This is a genomic window from Pseudomonas sp. v388 (assembly GCF_003935425.1).
Classification (GTDB): Bacteria; Pseudomonadota; Gammaproteobacteria; order Pseudomonadales; family Pseudomonadaceae; genus Aquipseudomonas.
On record NZ_RHQN01000003.1, the window covers coordinates 67,043 to 85,001 of the forward strand.

15 protein-coding genes are annotated in these 17,959 nt (G+C 61.5%); 7 read left to right on the forward strand and 8 right to left on the reverse strand.

Going from position 1 to position 17,959, the window contains the following annotated elements; genetic code table 11:
- The first annotated feature begins 1 nt into the window (after position 1).
- Both EGJ27_RS07850 and EGJ27_RS07855 read left to right on the forward strand, forming a co-directional pair.
- The gene (locus tag EGJ27_RS07850) at positions 2-2,482 is read left to right on the forward strand and encodes an FtsX-like permease family protein (RefSeq protein WP_125830171.1); all 2,481 of its coding nucleotides are present in this window, start codon (positions 2-4) and stop codon (positions 2,480-2,482) included.
- The gene (locus EGJ27_RS07855) at positions 2,472-3,551 is read left to right on the forward strand and encodes a lipocalin-like domain-containing protein (protein ID WP_125830172.1); all 1,080 of its coding nucleotides are present in this window, start codon (positions 2,472-2,474) and stop codon (positions 3,549-3,551) included. Before EGJ27_RS07850 ends, EGJ27_RS07855 begins: the two co-directional genes overlap by 11 nt.
- A 13-nt stretch (positions 3,552-3,564) precedes the next feature.
- Here EGJ27_RS07855 and EGJ27_RS07860 read toward each other — a convergent pair whose 3' ends face one another.
- A complete protein-coding gene (locus EGJ27_RS07860) occupies positions 3,565-6,327 on the reverse strand; it encodes a polysaccharide lyase family 8 super-sandwich domain-containing protein (protein WP_158619338.1) in 2,763 nt (920 codons plus the stop codon).
- Positions 6,328-6,569: 242 nt separating this feature from the next.
- Between EGJ27_RS07860 and EGJ27_RS07865 the strand changes: the two genes are divergently transcribed.
- The 4 genes from EGJ27_RS07865 to EGJ27_RS07880 all read left to right on the forward strand — a co-directional run bounded on the left by EGJ27_RS07865 (position 6,570) and on the right by EGJ27_RS07880 (position 12,106).
- Positions 6,570-8,342, forward strand: coding sequence for an N-acetylglutaminylglutamine amidotransferase (locus tag EGJ27_RS07865; protein WP_125830173.1), 1,773 nt, complete (start codon positions 6,570-6,572; stop codon positions 8,340-8,342).
- A 3-nt stretch (positions 8,343-8,345) separates the two neighbouring features.
- On the forward strand, positions 8,346-10,094 hold the full coding sequence (gene ngg, locus EGJ27_RS07870; RefSeq protein WP_125830174.1) for an N-acetylglutaminylglutamine synthetase: 1,749 nt from the start codon (positions 8,346-8,348) through the stop codon (positions 10,092-10,094).
- Positions 10,095-10,195: 101 nt separating this feature from the next.
- Complete coding sequence (locus EGJ27_RS07875) at positions 10,196-11,392, forward strand: osmoprotectant NAGGN system M42 family peptidase (RefSeq protein ID WP_125830175.1); 1,197 nt, start codon at positions 10,196-10,198, stop codon at positions 11,390-11,392.
- Between the two features lie 486 nt (positions 11,393-11,878).
- Entirely contained in the window at positions 11,879-12,106 is a 228-nt protein-coding gene (locus tag EGJ27_RS07880; RefSeq protein WP_125830176.1) for a YheU family protein, read from the forward strand.
- Here EGJ27_RS07880 and csrA read toward each other — a convergent pair whose 3' ends face one another.
- The 4 genes from csrA to EGJ27_RS07900 all read right to left on the reverse strand — a co-directional run bounded on the left by csrA (position 12,107) and on the right by EGJ27_RS07900 (position 14,174).
- Positions 12,107-12,316: a carbon storage regulator CsrA gene (gene csrA / locus EGJ27_RS07885; protein ID WP_125830177.1), complete on the reverse strand. Its 210-nt coding sequence runs from the start codon at positions 12,314-12,316 to the stop codon at positions 12,107-12,109.
- A 145-nt stretch (positions 12,317-12,461) separates the two neighbouring features.
- Positions 12,462-12,794 carry a YnfA family protein gene (locus EGJ27_RS07890; protein ID WP_125830178.1) on the reverse strand — a complete coding sequence of 111 codons (333 nt, stop codon included), beginning with the start codon at positions 12,792-12,794 and terminating at the stop codon, positions 12,462-12,464.
- A 66-nt stretch (positions 12,795-12,860) separates the two neighbouring features.
- Positions 12,861-13,682 (reverse strand): SDR family oxidoreductase, encoded by an 822-nt coding sequence (locus EGJ27_RS07895; RefSeq protein ID WP_125830179.1) that lies wholly within the window; start codon positions 13,680-13,682, stop codon positions 12,861-12,863.
- Positions 13,683-13,796: 114 nt separating this feature from the next.
- Complete coding sequence (locus EGJ27_RS07900; RefSeq protein ID WP_125830180.1) at positions 13,797-14,174, reverse strand: DUF2784 domain-containing protein; 378 nt, start codon at positions 14,172-14,174, stop codon at positions 13,797-13,799.
- A 315-nt stretch (positions 14,175-14,489) separates the two neighbouring features.
- Here EGJ27_RS07900 and EGJ27_RS07905 point away from each other — a divergent pair, with 315 nt between their 5' ends.
- Positions 14,490-14,648, forward strand: a complete 159-nt coding sequence (locus EGJ27_RS07905; RefSeq protein WP_125830181.1) for a DUF3309 family protein — start codon at positions 14,490-14,492, stop codon at positions 14,646-14,648.
- Between the two features lie 116 nt (positions 14,649-14,764).
- Here EGJ27_RS07905 and EGJ27_RS07910 read toward each other — a convergent pair whose 3' ends face one another.
- The 3 genes from EGJ27_RS07910 to EGJ27_RS07920 form a co-directional block, all read right to left on the reverse strand.
- Positions 14,765-16,423 carry a cation acetate symporter gene (locus EGJ27_RS07910; protein ID WP_125830182.1) on the reverse strand — a complete coding sequence of 553 codons (1,659 nt, stop codon included), beginning with the start codon at positions 16,421-16,423 and terminating at the stop codon, positions 14,765-14,767.
- Positions 16,420-16,731 carry a DUF485 domain-containing protein gene (locus EGJ27_RS07915; protein ID WP_125830183.1) on the reverse strand — a complete coding sequence of 104 codons (312 nt, stop codon included), beginning with the start codon at positions 16,729-16,731 and terminating at the stop codon, positions 16,420-16,422. Before EGJ27_RS07915 ends, EGJ27_RS07910 begins: the two co-directional genes overlap by 4 nt.
- Positions 16,732-16,977: 246 nt before the next feature.
- Positions 16,978-17,832, reverse strand: a complete 855-nt coding sequence (locus EGJ27_RS07920) for a glycine betaine ABC transporter substrate-binding protein (protein WP_125830184.1) — start codon at positions 17,830-17,832, stop codon at positions 16,978-16,980.
- Positions 17,833-17,959 lie beyond the last annotated feature (127 nt).

Below are 17,959 nucleotides of genomic sequence, written 5' to 3' on the forward strand. Positions count from 1 at the left end.
GATGCGGGTGTTCTACTGGACGCTGCTTACCCTCCTCAGCCACTGGCGGCGGCACCCGGTGCAGTTCTTCAGCATCCTGACCGGCCTGTGGCTGGCAACCAGCCTGTTGACCGGTGTGCAGGCCCTCAACAGTCAGGCGCGGGAAAGCTATCAGCGCGCCAGCCAGATGATCGGCGGCGAACCACAGTCCCGGCTGGCCTCGGCGGACGGCGCCGTGTTTCCCCAGGCGCTGTACATTCAGTTACGCCGCGCGGGCTGGCCGGTTTCGCCCACGCTGCAAGGCCGCATCCTGCTCAAGGGCCGGGAATCGCAACGGGTACAACTGATCGGCATTGAGCCGGTGACGCTGCCGCCCGGTTCTGCCGTTGCCGGGCAAACTCTTGATTCGGAGCAGATCGTCGAGTTTCTGACCCCGCCGGGCGTCACCTGGATCGCGCCGCAGACTCTGGAATCGCTCGGCTATCGCGAAGGCGAACAGCCGCAAAGCGCAGACGGCCGCGCCCTGCCGCCGCTGCGCGTGCAACCGGACATGGCGCCCGGCGTATTGCTGATGGACATCGGCTTCGCCCAGCCCCTGCTAGCCCTGCCAGGCCAGTTGTCGAGCCTGCTGCTGCCCAAGGCATTCGCTGCGAGCAAACCGGTGCTGCCGGCGCAATTGAATGGTCGGCTGGTGATCCGTGAAAGCGGCGAAGAGAACAACCTGGAACGGCTGACGGAAAGCTTCCACCTGAATCTCAGTGCCCTGGGCGTGTTGTCGTTCATCGTCGGGCTGTTCATCGTGCATGCCGCCATCGGTCTGGCCCTGGAACAACGGCGCGGGCTGTTGCGCAACCTGCGGGCATCCGGCGTCAGCGCACGCGGCCTGATCGGGGCACTGGCGCTGGAACTGGGCGCACTGGCATTGATCGGTGGTCTGTTCGGCGTAGTCAGCGGCTACCTGCTGGCCGGCCTGCTGCTGCCGGATGTCGCCGCCAGCCTGCGCGGGCTGTATGGCGCCGAGGTCGCCGGGCAGTTGAATCTGAACCTGGGCTGGTGGCTCAGCGGCATCGGCCTGAGTTTACTCGGCGCTTTGCTGGCCGGAGCCAACAGCCTGTTGCGGGCGGCGCGGCTGCCGTTGCTGGCGCTGGCCGACGCGCAAGCCTGGCAGCAGGCCCACGCGCGCTGGTTGCGCCGCCAGGCTTTGATCTCCGGGATATGTGCGCTGGTGGCGGCCGCCGCCTGGCTGCTGGGCGACACTCTGGTGATGGGCTTCGTGCTGATTTCCGCGCTGCTACTCTGCGCCGCCCTGGGCCTTCCGGCCCTGCTGGACGCGCTGCTGGCCGGTGCCGGAACGCGCAGTCATTCGGTGCTGGGCCAGTGGTTCGTCGCCGATTGCCGACAACAGTTACCCGCATTGAGCCTGGCCTTGATGGCGCTGCTGTTGGCCATGGCGGCCAATATCGGCGCCGGAACCATGACCTCCGGCTTCCGCGAAACCTTCGGCAGCTGGCTGGAACAACGCTTGAGCGCCGAGCTGTACGTCAGCCCGCTCGATCCACAGCAGGCACGCGAGCTGCACACCTGGCTGGACGGGCAACCGCAGATCCGCGCCGTGCTGCCCAATTGGCAGGTGCCGGTGCAATTGCAGGGTTGGCCTGCCGACCTGTTCGGGGTGATCGATCACCCGCACTACCGCCAGCATTGGCAGTTGCTGGAATCCAGCGGCGCAGACCCGTGGTCGCAACTGGCGGGCGATGATGCCGTGATGCTCAGCGAACAATTGGCCCGGCGCCTGAAAGCCGGGCTGGGCGACCGTCTGGAGATTCCGGTGCCGAGCGGCCGATGGGCAACCCGTGTGGTGGGCATCTACGCCGACTACGGCAACCCCAAGGGCCATTTGCTGGTCAACGCCACGCGCCTGCTCGCCCACTGGCCGCAACTGACGCCGAATCGCTTCAATCTGCGCATCGAGCGTGACGCGATCGACCAAGTGGTGCCGCAATTGCGCACCCGCTTCGGGCTGGACGACAACCACATCATCGACCAGAGCCGGCTCAAGCGCTGGTCCAATCAGGTCTTCGAACGCACCTTTGCGGCCACGGCGGCGCTCAACAGCCTGACCCTTGGGGTCGCGGGCGTGGCGCTGTTCATCAGCCTGCTGACCCAGAGTCAAAGCCGGCTCGGGCAACTGGCGCCGCTTTGGGCACTGGGCGTGACCCGACGCCAGTTGATGCTGCTCAATCTCGGCCAGACCTGGCTGCTGGCGCTGCTGACGCTGGTGTTCGCCCTGCCGCTGGGGGTGTTGCTGGCCTGGTGTCTGAACGTGGTCATCAATGTGCAGGCGTTCGGCTGGCGCCTGCCGTTGCAGATCTTCCCGCTGCAGCTGCTGCAATTACTGGGGCTGGCGATGCTTGCCACGCTGCTGGCTTCGGCCTGGCCGTTGCTGAAGCTGTCCCGCACTCGCCCCGCCGATCTGATCAGGACGTTCGCCAATGAAAACTAAATGGCTGGCGACCTTGGCCACCGCCCTGCTGCTCAGCGCCTGCGATCAGCCCGCGCAGCCGGATGCCGGCTTTGCCGGCCTGGGTGGTCAGGCAGACGACTACACCCGCGTGACAGCGGGCCGGGTGTTCAGTTTTCCCGAAGACCACGGCCAGCATCCGGGGTTTCGCATCGAATGGTGGTACGTCACGGCGACGCTGGAAGACCAACAGGGCCAGCGCTTCGGTGTGCAGTGGACGTTGTTTCGCAGCGCCTTGCGTCCCGCCCCGCAACCGGACAGCGGCTGGAACGACGGCACGATCTGGATGGGGCACGCGGCCGCGACCTCGGCCACCGAGCACAAGGTTGCCCAGCGCTACGGCCGTGGCGGCGTCGAACAGGCCGGCGTGCGGCTTGGGCCATTCGACGCATGGATCGATGACTGGTCGTTCGCCAGCACCGGCGCCGCCCACGATCCGCTGGCGCAGATGCAGCTCAAGGCCAGTGGCGAGGGATTCAGCTACGACTTGCACCTCACATCCGACAAGCCACTGGTGTTGCAGGGCGAGCAGGGTTTCAGCCAGAAATCCGAAGTCGGCCAGGCCTCGTACTATTACAGCCAGCCATTTTTCGAAGCCCAGGGTCAGGTGCAGATCAACGGCAAACTGCATAAAGTCAAAGGCCATGCCTGGCTGGACCGGGAATGGAGCAGTCAGCCACTGACCGCCAACCAGACCGGCTGGGACTGGTTCTCGCTGCACCTGGCCGATGGCGAGCACGTCATGCTTTACCGTATGCGCCACCGCACCGGCGCGCCGTACCTGACCGGCACCTGGATCGGCGCCGATGGCCGCACCCGTTTGCTGAACGCCGACGACATCCAGCTCGCCCCGCTGAACGAAACCGAAGTCGCCGGGCGGAAAATCCCCACCCGCTGGTCAGTGAAGATTCCCGACAAGCACCTGGCCATCACCGTCGACGCCCTCAACCCCAACGCCTGGATGGGCGTGAATATTCCCTACTGGGAAGGCCCGGTGAACCTGAGCGGCAGTCAGGGCGGAGTGGGCTATCTGGAGATGACCGGGTATTGATCCCGTCTCACGCTCAATCACTCTTCAGGGGGTAAGTCCCACTGACCGTCCGCCCTCGTTCGTCACCCTGGGGCAGCGCTACGGTAATTCTGCGTGGCGATGCAGCTTGCTCGTCCGTGCTCACGATGAACGACAGTGATTCACGGATCTGGATCGGATCGGCGCAAGTCAGGCGGAACTGGTTGTCGTCCAGTTCATAGATGAATGTGCAGGGTTGTTCGGGCCAGATCGGGGACTGGTTCTGTCGCACAGCCGGCGATGCCTTGAACACCGTGCCCATGGCGAATGTGGCGCCGTCGCTCCAGAGGTGCGTATCGGTGGTGATGTGATCCGCCCTGAGCACCGAGGCGGTTGGCAGAAAACCGTCAGCGGGTTTCATTTCATAGAAGTAACCGGCACCTTCGCGTTGCAGATGATTGACCCACAACGTAAAGACCGGGTGCTCGACGATGGCGGGAGAGCCACCGACGTTGATATCCGACCATGCGCCGGTCTGGGTCTTGAGCTCGACGGTGACATTGGGATGAGCCCACAGGACGCCAAAGGTGTAGACGAACCCGTCGTGATAGACCTCACGAATGTTCGATGAAGTGACGGACTGCCCGAGGGCCAAATCGAACTCGTTACCCTGGAAATCCCGATAGCGAACCGGCCCGCGCGCAATGCACTGGTTGACGGTGGTCACCACGGGGTGAACGACTCCGGGACTGTCGATGCTGGTGCCGACGCACAGGATCCTGTCATCGATGGCCATCACGGTCTTGTATGCGTGGGTCACATTCTGTCGAGACAGCTCCATGGACAGAATCCCTCTGTTGCCTCGGCAGGTTCCGCCCGCGAAGTCATGGCTGCCCCAGGTATTGCGTCCTCCATAGATATCCGGCCAGACGAAGTCGGGAACCTGCTCAACCGTCGAGCCGGGCAACCGCTGCCAGTTCCAGACCGGCTGGATGTTTTCGTATTCCAGACCGTGCCGACTCAGCAGGTAAGTGCCTGCGCCCATGTACAACGCCTTGGGGTTCTCGCCGCCGGAACTCTCCGTGCCGATGGTGCGAGTAGAGACCACCCTGGCCCACAGGCAAAACCTGGCCCCCACGTAGGCCATGTACTCGTTGACCCAGAACACGCGGGCGCCCTTGTAATACTGATTGCTCGTTTCATCGCCATCTGTGCGCCGAATCAGTTCCTCCAATACGGGACGGGTGGCATCGTCGGCCTCAGGCAGCAAAATCGCGGCCCATCTGCCGAACACTGTGGTGCGCATCGAACCGCGACTGATCCCTCGGCCGTACACATGAAAGTCCATATGCTGTGCGTACCCCATCCAACCCATGCCCTCCAACAACACCCTGCCGAGGTGGTGCCGAGAGCCGGGCAATAACGCGAACTCCCCTTTCAGGGCTGTGAGGCTTTCGAAGATTCTGCCCAGTAATTCGACGCCATAAGAGCCCGAATACAGTTGGTTGTAACGGCGGCCGTCGAAAAGTGAATTGTGCTGACTGATCGAGTAATCGACGCTGATCCCCTCTCCATTCTCTTTGCCGCTGCGCGCCACCGGCAGGCACAATTCGGACAGCACATCCGCAGCGCCTCGCAGGAACAACAGGTAGTTGTCGTCCTTGGAATTCTTCCAGGCGCAGAGACTCCAGAGCACCTGAATCGAAGCAAAGTCAGCCAGATTGGCGCCGGTCTGAGTGTGGGCGAAGGTCGTGGTGACCCGCATCGCGTAGGGGATGTAGACGGCCATCAGTGCTTGCGGACTCAAATGCCGGGCCAACAACAAGCCGGCGATTCCCGCAGCCTTGGCCAGGCCGATACTTCTGTACCACCAGTTGACGGGATAATCCTGTGAAGCATAGAAATTCAGCGCTTCGGCGGCCTTGAGCAGATAGACGTCGGGGTCCGGGACGGTTTGTTTGTAGAGGTAGCTGGCGATTTTCGCAGTGCGGTCCAGGTGGGCGGTCAGCGCAGTAACGTCGGTCACCGGGACGCCCGCCGCAGGATAAGTCAGGTCCTTGAAGCGACCGCCCTCGAAGCCGGTCAGCCAGGCGTCAATGGTCTCGACCGGCGGAGGCGTTTTGACAACCTGCGCGCACAACGCCTCGTATGACAGCTGTGCGTTCGCGCGAGCACTGGCAGAAATCGTGACCCGCCTTTCAACGATCAGAGGCATCCCGACAGGTGCCCACAAATGATTGCGATAGGCACTGCTGATGGGCACGAAGGTTTTGCTCACGTCGTCCTTTTCGCCGCCACGCAGCAAGCCGCCCCTCTCATTGATGAATCGGCTCAGATAGGCAGGCCAGGTAAAACGGCCGCCCTTGCCATCGGGCACCGGAAAATCGACCGTCTGATAGAGATGCCCCTTGCCAGGATCCAGCAGTTGGCAGGTGATGGACGAGCCACCAGGTAGAGAGCCGGTTGAATCAAGCGCGCCCAGATCCGCCCATTGACTCAGGTCAGATGCAGTGTTCAGTACCGTCCGGGTAGCGTCTGTTGTCCAGATTTTATTCAGGTAACCACTGAACTCGGGCTTGAACGAGCCATCGGCTTGCTTGATCCCGGCGCGTAGCTGTCTGGCCTTGGCATTGACATGGCTTGCCAGCGCGAAGGGCCAACGATACTGAGTCAGATCCTCGGGGAGCGGCGCGAAGCTTATCCATTCGACGACGCTGCCGTCTGGCGCAAGCAACACAATCTGGAGCTGCTCGCCAGGGGCCAGGCCGCGGTCCGAGCTGATCCGGCCCACCGAGATCCATTCGGTTTGAGTGCTCATAGCGTCTCCTGCCTTGCCATCAGGGTGCAAGGTGCATCCCTGTCAGGAAAAAGCTGCGCCCGGCGACCGGCGCGAACTACTGTCAAAGTTGCTAGGAACGACGACCGGCCAGGTGTACCGCCTTATCGAACAGGCTCGCTTATAACCAGTTGTTCTAAAACTCCTGAGTTTCGTGCGGGTCAGTTTCTGGGTGACTGTGCTTTCTGCCAGTTACCTCCCCAACGGAAACCCGGTAAGGACTTATGTGCGGATTAGCAGGTGAACTACGTTTCGACCATCAACCAGCGGACCTCGCCGCTGTTGAACGCATTACCCATGAGCTGGCGCCTCGCGGCCCGGATGCGTGGGGTTTTCATAGCCAAGGGCCGGTTGCCCTGGGCCATCGCCGTCTGAAAATCATGGACCTGTCCGACGGTTCGGCGCAGCCGATGATCGACAGCCACTTGGGCCTGTCCCTGGCGTTCAACGGTGCGATCTACAACTTCCCGGAACTGCGTGCCGAGCTGGAAAGCCTGGGCTACGCCTTCCATTCCGGTGGCGACACCGAAGTGTTGCTCAAGGGCTATCACGCCTGGGGCGCCGACATGCTGCCCAAGCTCAACGGCATGTTCGCGTTCGCCATCTGGGAACGCGACAGCCGTCAGCTGTTCATCGCCCGCGACCGTCTGGGCGTCAAGCCGCTGTACCTGTCCAGGACCGACAAGCGGCTGCGCTTTGCGTCCTCGCTGCCGGCGCTGCTCAAGGGCGGCGACATCAGCGGCATGCTGGACCCGGTTGCCCTGAACCACTACCTGAACTTCCATGCCGTGGTACCGGCGCCGCGCACCTTGCTGGCCGGTGTGGAGAAACTGCCGCCGGCCAGCTGGATGCGCATCGACGCCAATGGCAAGACCGAGCAGAAAGTCTGGTGGACGCTGCCTTACGGCCCACACGAAGACGAGAAGAATCTTACCCTTGAAGACTGGCGCGACCGGGTGCTGGACAGCACTCGCGAAGCGGTGGCGATTCGGCAGCGTGCGGCAGTGGATGTCGGCGTGCTGCTCTCCGGCGGTGTCGATTCGAGCATGTTGGTCGGCCTGTTACGAGAAGTCGGCGTCGAAGACCTGTCGACCTTCTCCATCGGTTTTCAGGACGCCGGTGGCGAACGGGGCGACGAGTTCCAGTATTCGGACCTGATCGCCCGCCACTACGGCACCCGTCATCATCAGTTGCGGATTCAGGAAAGCGAAATCATCGAGCAGCTGCCGGCGGCGTTCCGCGCCATGAGCGAGCCGATGGTCAGCCACGACTGCATCGCGTTCTACCTGCTGTCCCGTGAAGTCGCCAAGCATTGCAAAGTGGTGCAGAGCGGCCAGGGCGCCGATGAATTGTTCGCCGGTTATCACTGGTATCCGCAGGTCGACGGTGCTGCCGACCCGGTCGCAGCTTATCGTGATGCCTTCGTGGACCGCAGCTACGCCGAATATGCCGACACCGTGCAGCCGAAATGGCTGACGGCCAACGACGCGGCCGGTGACTTCGTGCGTGACCATTTCGCCCAGCCCGGCGCAGACGCCGCCGTCGACAAGGCGCTGCGTCTGGACAGCACCGTGATGCTGGTGGACGACCCGGTCAAACGCGTGGACAACATGACCATGGCCTGGGGCCTGGAAGCGCGCACGCCGTTTCTCGATTACCGTCTGGTCGAACTGTCGGCGCGGATTCCGGGCAAATTCAAGCTGCCGGACGGTGGCAAGCATGTGCTCAAGGAAGCGGCGCGCATGGTCATCCCGTCGGAAGTCATCGACCGCAAGAAAGGCTATTTCCCGGTGCCCGGCCTCAAGCACCTGGAGGGTGAAACCCTGAACTGGGTACGCGACCTGCTCGTCGACCCGAGCCAGGATCGCGGCCTGTTCAACCCGACCATGATCGACAAACTGCTCACCAACCCTCAGGGCCAACTCACGCCGTTACGCGGCTCCAAGCTGTGGCAATTGGCAGCGCTGAACCTCTGGCTCAGCGAACAAGGACTCTGATCAATGAAACAGAACGCGACCAACTACAATCAGCGCTTGCTGCGGGGCCAGTCGCCCTCTTACGAGCGGTTGCAGGCGCGCTTCGCCGAAGACGGTTGCCAGCCCGATGCCGTTCCGCTGGCCCTGCACTGCGGCTGGGGCCGGCTGCTGGTCGGCCATACCTATCCCGACCCTGCGGCCCTGGCCGAAGAACTGCTCAATGAAAAGCCCGGCGAGCGTGACATCGCGCTCTACGTCGCGGCACCCCAGCAGGTGCTGGCGCAAGCGCCGCAACAGTTGTTCCTCGACCCTTCGGACACGCTGCGCCTGTGGTTCAGCGACTATCGCCAGGCCCATCGCGTGTTCCGTGGCTTTCGTATCCGCCGTGCGCAGAGCGAGGCAGACTGGCAGGCGATCAACAACCTGTATCTGGCGCGGGGCATGCTGCCCATCGACCACACCTTGCTGACTCCGCGCCATCAGGGCGGTCCGGTGTACTGGCTGGCCGAAGATGAAAGCGACAACGCGGTGATCGGCAGCGTCATGGGGCTCAACCACCAGAAAGCCTTCAACGACCCGGAGAAAGGCAGCAGCCTGTGGTGTCTGGCGGTGGACCCGCAATGCACCCGGCCGGGCGTCGGCGAAGTGCTGGTCAGGCATCTGATCGAACATTTCATGAGTCGCGGCCTCAGTTATCTGGACCTGTCGGTGCTGCACGACAATCACCAGGCCAAGGCGCTGTATGCCAAGCTGGGCTTTCGCAACCTGCCGACCTTCGCCATCAAGCGCAAGAACGGCATCAACGAAGCGCTGTTCCTCGGTCCCGGCCCACAGGCGGAATTCAATCCGTATGCGCGAATCATCGTCGAGGAAGCCCATCGGCGTGGCATCGATGTGCACGTCGACGACGCCGATGCCGGGATGTTCACCTTGAGCTACGGCGGACGGCGCATCCGTTGCCGCGAGTCGCTCAGTGACCTGACCAGCGCAGTGAGCATGACCCTGTGCCAGGACAAGAGCCTGACCCATCGCACCCTCAAGGCGGCGGGTTTGAAGCTTCCGGCCCAGCAGCGCAGCGGCAACGCCGACGACAACCTGGCGTTCCTCGACGAACACGGCCGGGTGGTGGTCAAGCCGCTGGATGGTGAACAGGGCCAGGGCGTGGCAGTGAACCTGACCACCATCGAAGAAGTCCAGAGCGCCATCGAACGTGCCCGGCAATTCGATACCCGAGTCATCCTGGAAAGCTTCCACGAAGGCCTGGATTTGCGCATTGTGGTCATCGGTTTTGAAGTGGTCGCAGCGGCCATCCGCCGCCCGGCCGAAATCATCGGTGACGGCCGTCACACTATCCAGCAGTTGATCGAAGCCCAGAGCCGTCGGCGCGCGGCGGCGACGGACGGCGAAAGCAAGATCCCCATGGATGAAGAGACCGAACGCACGGTACGCGATGCCGGCTACGACTACTCCACGGTGCTGCCACTGGACGAACGCCTGGCCGTGCGCCGCACCGCCAACCTGCACACCGGCGGCTGTCTGGAGGACGTCACCGCAATCCTGCATCCGGTGCTGCACGATGCTGCCGTACGTGCCGCCCGCGCGCTGGATATTCCGGTCGTCGGCCTGGACCTGATGGTGCCCGCCGCCGATCAGCCCGAGTATGTCTTCATCGAAGCCAACGAGCGTGTCGGCCTGGCCAACCACGAACCACAACCTGTCGCTGAACGCTTCGTCGATCTGCTGTTTCCGCACAGCTTGCCGGTGCATATTTAACCGCAGCTTTCACGCCGCAAAAGCTTCAAGCCGCAAGCCGGGAGTCATCCCGCTTGCAGCTTTGAGCTTCCAGCGTGTAGCTGCTTCGTAAGGAGCCTTCCATGCCTACTGCAAAAATCCCCGATCCGGATCTGAATTACCTGCAGAAAGTTCTGTTGGAAATGCTCGCGATCCCCAGCCCTACCGGCTTCACCGACACCATCGTGCGCTACGTTGCCGAGCGCCTGGAAGAAATCGGCATTCCGTTCGAACTGACCCGGCGAGGCACCATTCGCGCCACGCTCAAGGGCAAGCAGAACAGCCCGGACCGTGCGGTTTCCGCGCACCTGGACACCATTGGCGCCAGCGTTCGCGAGGTCAAGGACAACGGCCGTCTGGCCCTGGCGGCCGTGGGCTGCTGGTCGAGCCGCTTCGCCGAAGGCAGTCGCGTCAGCGTGTTCACCGACACCGGGATCATTCGCGGCAGCGTGCTGCCGTTGATGGCCTCGGGGCATGCGTTCAACACTGCGGTCGATGAGATGCCGATCAGCTGGGATCACATTGAGTTGCGTCTGGACGCGTATTGCACCACCCGCGCCGACTGCGAGTCGCTGGGCATCGGCATTGGCGACTTCGTGGCCTTCGACCCGCTTCCGGAATTCACCGAAAGCGGCCACATCAGCGCCCGTCACCTGGACGACAAGGCCGGGGTCGCTGCCCTGCTGGCCGCGCTCAAGGCCATTGTCGACAGCGGCGCGGAGCCGTTGATCGATTGCCACCCGCTGTTCACCATCACCGAAGAAACCGGCACCGGCGCGGCGGGGGTGTTGCCTTGGGATGTGAGTGAGTTCGTCGGCATCGACATCGCACCGGTCGCGCCCGGCCAGCATTCCAGCGAGCATGCGGTGAGCGTGGCGATGCAGGATTCCGGCGGGCCTTACGACTATCACCTGTCGCGACATTTGCTGCGCCTTGGCGTGGAGAACGAGTTGCCGGTACGACGGGACCTGTTCCGTTACTACTACAGCGATGCGCATTCGGCGGTCACGTCAGGCCACGATATCCGCACCGCTTTGCTGGCCTTCGGTTGCGATGCGACGCATGGTTATGAGCGCACCCATATCGACAGCCTCGCGGCCCTGAGCAAACTGCTCGGTGCCTACATGCTCAGCCCGCCGGTCTTTGCCAGCGATGCCAAACCGGCGCAAAGTTCGCTGGAGCGGTTCAGCCATCAATTGGAGCACGATGCGCAGATGGAATCCGACACACGGGTGCCGCCGGTGGACAGCCTGATCGGGCAGCATCGCGAAGACAGTTGAGGGACGACACGGATCGCCGCCTGCGCGATCCGCTTAGGAGCGAGCTTGCACGCGATCTGGCGCACAGCGGCAGCAGAACATGAGTGCAAGCTGGATCAGCACTTTCGCCAGCAAGCTGGCTCCCACAGGTTCATTGTTTGCCGCAGCTCCAGCGTCTGCCGCGATCCCTGATCCCTGTAGGAGCGAGCTTGCTCGCGATTTGACGCACAGCGGCAGCAGAACATGAGTGCAAGCTGGATCAGGTTCCTCGTTTGCGCAGCTCCAGCGTCTGCCGCGATCCCTGTAGGAGCGAGCTTGCTCGCGATCTGGCGCGCAGCGGCAGCAGAACCTGATGCAATATGGATCTGACACCACGCCATCGCCCGGTCCTTCGCGGACAAGCGGAGCGCCGCCGGGCCGCTCCCACATGGCGGGTGTTCCTGCAGGAAGATGTGAGGCGCCTGCGGAACTGGATTATCATCGCCCGCTACCGAACCGAGAGCTGCCATGCTGATTCCCTACGACCAACTTGAACCGGACACCCTCACCCGCCTGATCGAAGATTTCGTGACGCGCGATGGTACGGACAATGGCGACGATACCCCGTTGCAAACCCGGGTGTTGCGTGTACGTCATGCCTTGACCAAAGGCCAGGCGGTGATTTTCTTCGACCTGGAAAGCCAGCAGTGCCAGCTGATGCTCAAGCATGACGTGCCCAAGGAATATTTCGACTGATCAAGCCTGGGCCGGCGGCAGGGTAGGCCGGGGTTGTGGCGGCGTCCGCTTGCTGGCGATGCGCTTGAACACTTCGGCACGGTGGATCTTGATGCTCTTGGGCGCGTCGATGCCGAGCCGTACCTGGTTGCCGTTCACCCCCAGAATCTGCACGGTGATTTCTTCACCGATGGCAAATGTCTCGCTCACATCCCGTGTCAGTACCAGCATCTTCCTGCTCTCTTGTTATCAAAAGAACACAGGTTGCATGGCGCTGACTGCGGCTTCAATGAGGCGCAGGCAAATCAGTAATGCCCTTCAAGCCGCTCGGAGCGACCTGAAAGAAACATCCTACTTCTAGCTGAAAAACGCCTGTTCAAGGCGTTGACCAACGCGGCCCCAACAGGATGACCGTCGCGCCGGCGACACACAGGGCAACGCCCAGCCAGTCGGAATTGAGCGGCCTGACCCGTTCGACCAGACCCAGCCAGGCAATCGACGCCACGATATAGATGCCACCGTAAGCCGCGTAGGCCCGACCGGCGTAGGCGGCTTCGACACGGGTCAGCAGCAAGGCGAACAGGGTCAGGCTGACCAGCGCCGGGATAACCCACAGCGCACTCTGGCCTTGACGCAACCACAGCCAGAAGGCGTAGCAGCCGAAGATCTCGAACAGTGCCGCCAGAAAGAACCACAGGTAATTGAGCACGACGCTCCTCGTCAGACGGCGAAAGATGCGCGCAACCCTATCAGAAATGCCGGGTTCCGGCTGCCGTCACAGGCTGGATGAGCTTCGCCTGGCCTTGGCCCGCATTTTCGCGCACAGCGTGCTCATTTCGTCGTAAAGCGCCTGCGGGTGCTTGCGCTTGAGCTCCCAGGCCTGGCGTCCGTCGGCATGGGGCAGGATCATGAATTCGCCCAGGCCGACCTGCTCGTAGATGTATTCGGCAATCTCGCTGGCAGTGATCGGCGAGCCTTCCAGCAACTTGCCTACCTCGGCTTTCATGGCTGGGGTCGGGCCGCGGAAGGAATCGAGCAGGTTGGTGCGAAAGAACGACGGGCACACCACATGCACATCGATCTGCTGCCCGCGCAGTTCCACCAGCAGGCTCTCCGACAGGGCCACCACACCGGCCTTGGCGACGTTGTAGTTGCTCATCGCCGGGCCTTGCATCAAGGCCGCCATGGACGCGACGTTAATGATCCTGCCTTTGCTGGCTTCGAGCAGCGGCAGGAACGCCTTGCAGCCCTTGACCACGCCCATCAGGTTGATCGCGATTTGCCAGTCCCAGTCTTCCAGGGACAATTCGCTGAAAAAGCCTCCCGACGCTACGCCTGCGTTGTTGACGATGACGTCAATGCCGGCAAACCGTTCCTGGCAGGCCTGCGCCAGCGCGGTGAGCTGGCTGTAGTCACGCACGTCGCAGCGTTGGGTGAAGCCGTCGCCGCCGGCCTGACGCACCAGCATGAGGGTTTCCAGCAAACCGGCATCGTTGACGTCGGACAACGCCAGGCGCCAGCCTTCCCGTGCCCAGCGCAGGGCGATTTCACGGCCCAGACCGGAGCCTGCGCCGGTAATCATGATGCGATTTTGCATGTCGAATGCCTTGTGGTTTGCCGGTAGGTGGCTGGAGTGTAAACACTGCACCCTGCCACGCACGCCACCATCAACTCGCTGAATGCCTCGGGCAAACCGCGGCGCGTGGCCCGGTCATCGATGTCGTGCGGGCCGCATGAGCCTGACCAGCAGCACGCCGTAGACCAGCGCATTGATCACCAGCACCACGGCGCCGAGCCACAGCTGGATCTGCGGCGTCAGCCCGCCGGGATAAATGATCGCCACCACGTAGTGCTCGATGAACCCGCCGGCATAACCCTGTTCGCCCGCCTTGAGGCGCAGGCTGTTTTCCAGCGGCGTCAGAGGGCAATACAGGTGAAAGAATTCCACCGCCGCGCCCCATGCCATCGCCGGCAGGTGCAGCGCCGCGACCCAGAGCCGCAGCAGCACCAACAGGCCGCCGCAGAGGACGAAGAGGATGAAAAGCAGGTGAAGGATAACCACCGCATCCGCGGCCAGACGATAAAGCATGCTTGGTCATTCCCCTGAAAGCCGAGGTCTGTACTGAATGCCCGGGAGACTTTTCGGCACTCTACAGGTTCCATTTCTTTTTACCGTTTTCACAACCTTAATACTGCTGTAGGCGGTGCACTAAAGTGCCGCACTAAGTCGCTCAACCCATTGAAATAAAAGACTAATATTAAATTTGTAAAAAATTATTCGTTCCACTTCGAACCTTTGCCGAGCGGTCGCAGTCGGATGTTTCAAGCAGGCAAAACTTTATACCAATCGGTGAAGGCTTTACTTGCAGTTGCCCTTAATAGAACTCAAAAGAAGGAACTCATCATGGGTATCGGCACAATTCTCATCATCGTCCTCATCCTGCTGCTGATCGGCGGTTTGCCGGTCTTCCCGCACTCGCGCAGCTGGGGTTACGGCCCGTCGGGCATCATCGGTACCATCCTGATCATTCTGCTGATCCTGGTACTGCTCGGCAGGATATGACCTGCTGACGCAAAGCCCCGCTCACCAGCGGGGCTTTTTTTTGCCCGGCGTATCCTGTCAACGAAAAAGCAGCCCGAAGGCTGCTCTTTCATTACGTGTGGAACCTGGTTGAATCCTTAGTGCGAAACCGCCCCACTGGCACCCAACCCCGTCTGCGACCGGACGAACTGCGGGAAGAACAAGGCGCGCTCGCCTTCCGCTGCTTTCGACTTGTCGGTGATGGAGAAGATCCAGATGCCGACGAAGGCGATGATGATCGAGAACAGCGCCGGGTATTCATACGGGAAGATCGGTTTAGGGTTGTGCAAGATCTGCACCCAGATGGTCGGACCCAGCACCATCAGCACCACCGCGCTGACCAGGCCCATCCAGCCGCCGATCATGGCGCCGCGGGTAGTCAGGTTCTTCCAGTACATGGAAAGCAGCAGGATCGGGAAGTTGCAGCTGGCCGCAACCGAGAACGCCAGGCCGACCATGAACGCGATGTTCTGGCTTTCGAAGGCGATGCCCAGAAGAATGGCCACGACCGCCAGGGCGATGGTGGTCATCTTCGAGATGCGAATCTCATCCTTCTCGTTGGCTTTGCCTGCCTTGATGACGCTGGCATACAGGTCGTGGGACACCGCCGAAGCACCGGCCAGCGTCAAGCCGGCCACCACAGCCAGGATGGTCGCGAAGGCTACCGCCGAAATGAAGCCCAGGAACAGACTGCCGCCTACCGCGTCAGCCAGATGCACCGCCGCCATGTTGTTACCACCCAACAGCGCACCGGCTGCGTCCTTGAACGCCGGGTTGGTGCTGACCAGCAGGATCGCGCCGAAACCGATGATGAAGGTCAGGATGTAGAAGTAGCCGATGAAACCGGTGGCATACAGCACCGACTTGCGGGCTTCCTTGGCGTCGCTCACGGTGAAGAAGCGCATCAGGATGTGCGGCAGGCCGGCAGTACCGAACATCAGCGCCAGACCCAGAGAGAACGCCGAGATCGGATCTTTCACCAGGCCGCCAGGGCTCATGATCGCTTCACCTTTGGGGTGAACCTTGACCGCCTCGGAGAACAGCATGTTGAAGTCGAAGTTGACGTGCTTCATGACCATCAGCGCCATGAACGATGCACCGGACAGCAACATCACCGCCTTGATGATCTGCACCCAGGTCGTCGCGAGCATGCCGCCGAACAGTACGTACAGGCACATCAGGATGCCGACCAGAATGACTGCCACGGTGTAGTCCAGGCCGAACAGCAGCTGGATCAGCTTGCCGGCGCCGACCATCTGGGCAATCAGATAGAACGCCACTACCACCAGCGAACCGCAGGCAGACAGTGTGCGAATTTCCTTTTGCTTGAGGCGATAGGACGCCACGTCGGCAAAAGTGTACTTGCCCAGGTTACGCAGACGCTCGGCGATCAGGAACAGAATGATCGGCCAGCCCACCAGGAAGCCGATGGAGTAGATCAGGCCGTCGTAGCCTGAGGTGTACACCAGCGCGGAAATACCCAGGAATGACGCCGCCGACATGTAGTCGCCGGCGATAGCCAGGCCGTTCTGAAAACCGGTGATCTTACCACCCGCCGAATAGTAGTCCGATGCGGTCTTGTTCTTTTTCGAGGCCCAGTAGGTGATGTACAGCGTAAAGGCTACAAATGCCACGAACATGACGATCGCTGAAATGTTCAGGGGCTGTTTCTGCACGGCTCCGGTCAACGCATCTGCCGCCCAGAGGGTGGGTGCGAAGGCTGCCAGGCCGACGGCTGCTGATAGGCGGCGGATCATTGCTGTGCCTCCTTCAGGATGGCGTTGTTCAGGTCATCGAATTCGCCGTTTGCACGACGAACGTAAATGGCCGTCAGCACGAAGGCGGACAGAATCAAGCCGACACCAATGGGCATGCCCCAGGTGATGGTGGATTCGGGGCTGAGCTTGGCTCCCAGAATATGAGGGCCATAAGCGATCAAAAGGATAAAGGCCGCATACAGGCCGAGCATGATCGCCGAGAGAATCCAGGCGAAGCGCTCTCTTTTTGAGACCAGCTCCTTGAAGCGCGGGCTGTTTTGAATCGAGAGGTAAATGCTGTCGTTCATTGTTTTTGTCCTCGCAGCACAGATGAGATGTCACGCAATCCACTTTAGTCGGCTCCGGAGCGCACTCCAGACGACCTTAGTATTAGAACGACATTAATCCTGCGCGACGGATTGTGCACCCAGGCAATCCGGTTACATCGACAGTGAGAAAAGCGGTATCGAATAGACAAAAAAGACCGTCCGGCGGTAACACCGGACGGTCCTGTAAAGGTATCAACCTGAACTCAGGCTGAGTGCTTCAACGGTTCACCGGGCGGTCCAGGCGGCCACACGTTCAGGATGCCTGGCCACCCAGTCCTTGGCGGCAGCTTCCGGTTTGGCGCCATCCTGAATGGCCAGCATCACTTCGCCGATCTCATCCTTGGACTCCCACTGGAATTTTTTCAGGAATGCGACCACTTCCGGCGCCTTTTTCTCCAGATTCAGGCTGGCCACGTTATCGACGGTTTCCGCCGCGCCGTACACGCCTTTTGGGTCTTCCAGAAAGCGCAGCTTCCATTTGGCGAACATCCAGTGCGGCACCCAGCCGGTCACCGCGATGGATTCGTTGCGCTTCTCGGCACGAGTCAGCTCGGCAATCATCCCCGCGCCCGAACTGGCCTGCAGCTTGTAGCCGGTCAGACCATAGTCCTTGATGGCCTGGTCGGTCTTGATCATCACCCCCGAGCCGGCATCGATGCCGGTGATCTTGCTCTTGAAGGACTCATCGGTCTTGAGGTCTTCGATGGACTTGGCCTTGACGTACTCCGGCACGATCAGGCCGATCTTGGCATCCTTGAAGTTGGGGCCGTAATTGACCACTTGATCCTTGTATTTGGTGTAGTACTCGCCATGGGTGACCGGCAGCCAGGCCGACAGGATCATATCCAGCTTGTCGGTGGCTACCGCCTGCCACATGATCCCCGCCGCAACCGACTGCAACTTCACGTCATAGCCAAGCTTCTGCTTGAGCACTTCAGAGGCGACAAAGGTGGTGGCGACACTGTCGGACCAGCCTTCGACATAGCCAATGGTTACGGTCTTGGTTTGAGCAATGGCCAGCGTGGAACTGGCGGCCAGGATCAGAGCGGCACCCGCCCCCAGAATATTTCGCATCTTCATCATCACTTCCCCACAAGTCGTGCGCCGACGAAAGTCGGGGCTGGTTAACGTTGTTCTCAAGGACGCCCGCAATGCCCGGCTTTGGGGCAACCGGCGGCCTTCACGTTTCGATCGTTGCAGCCTGCAC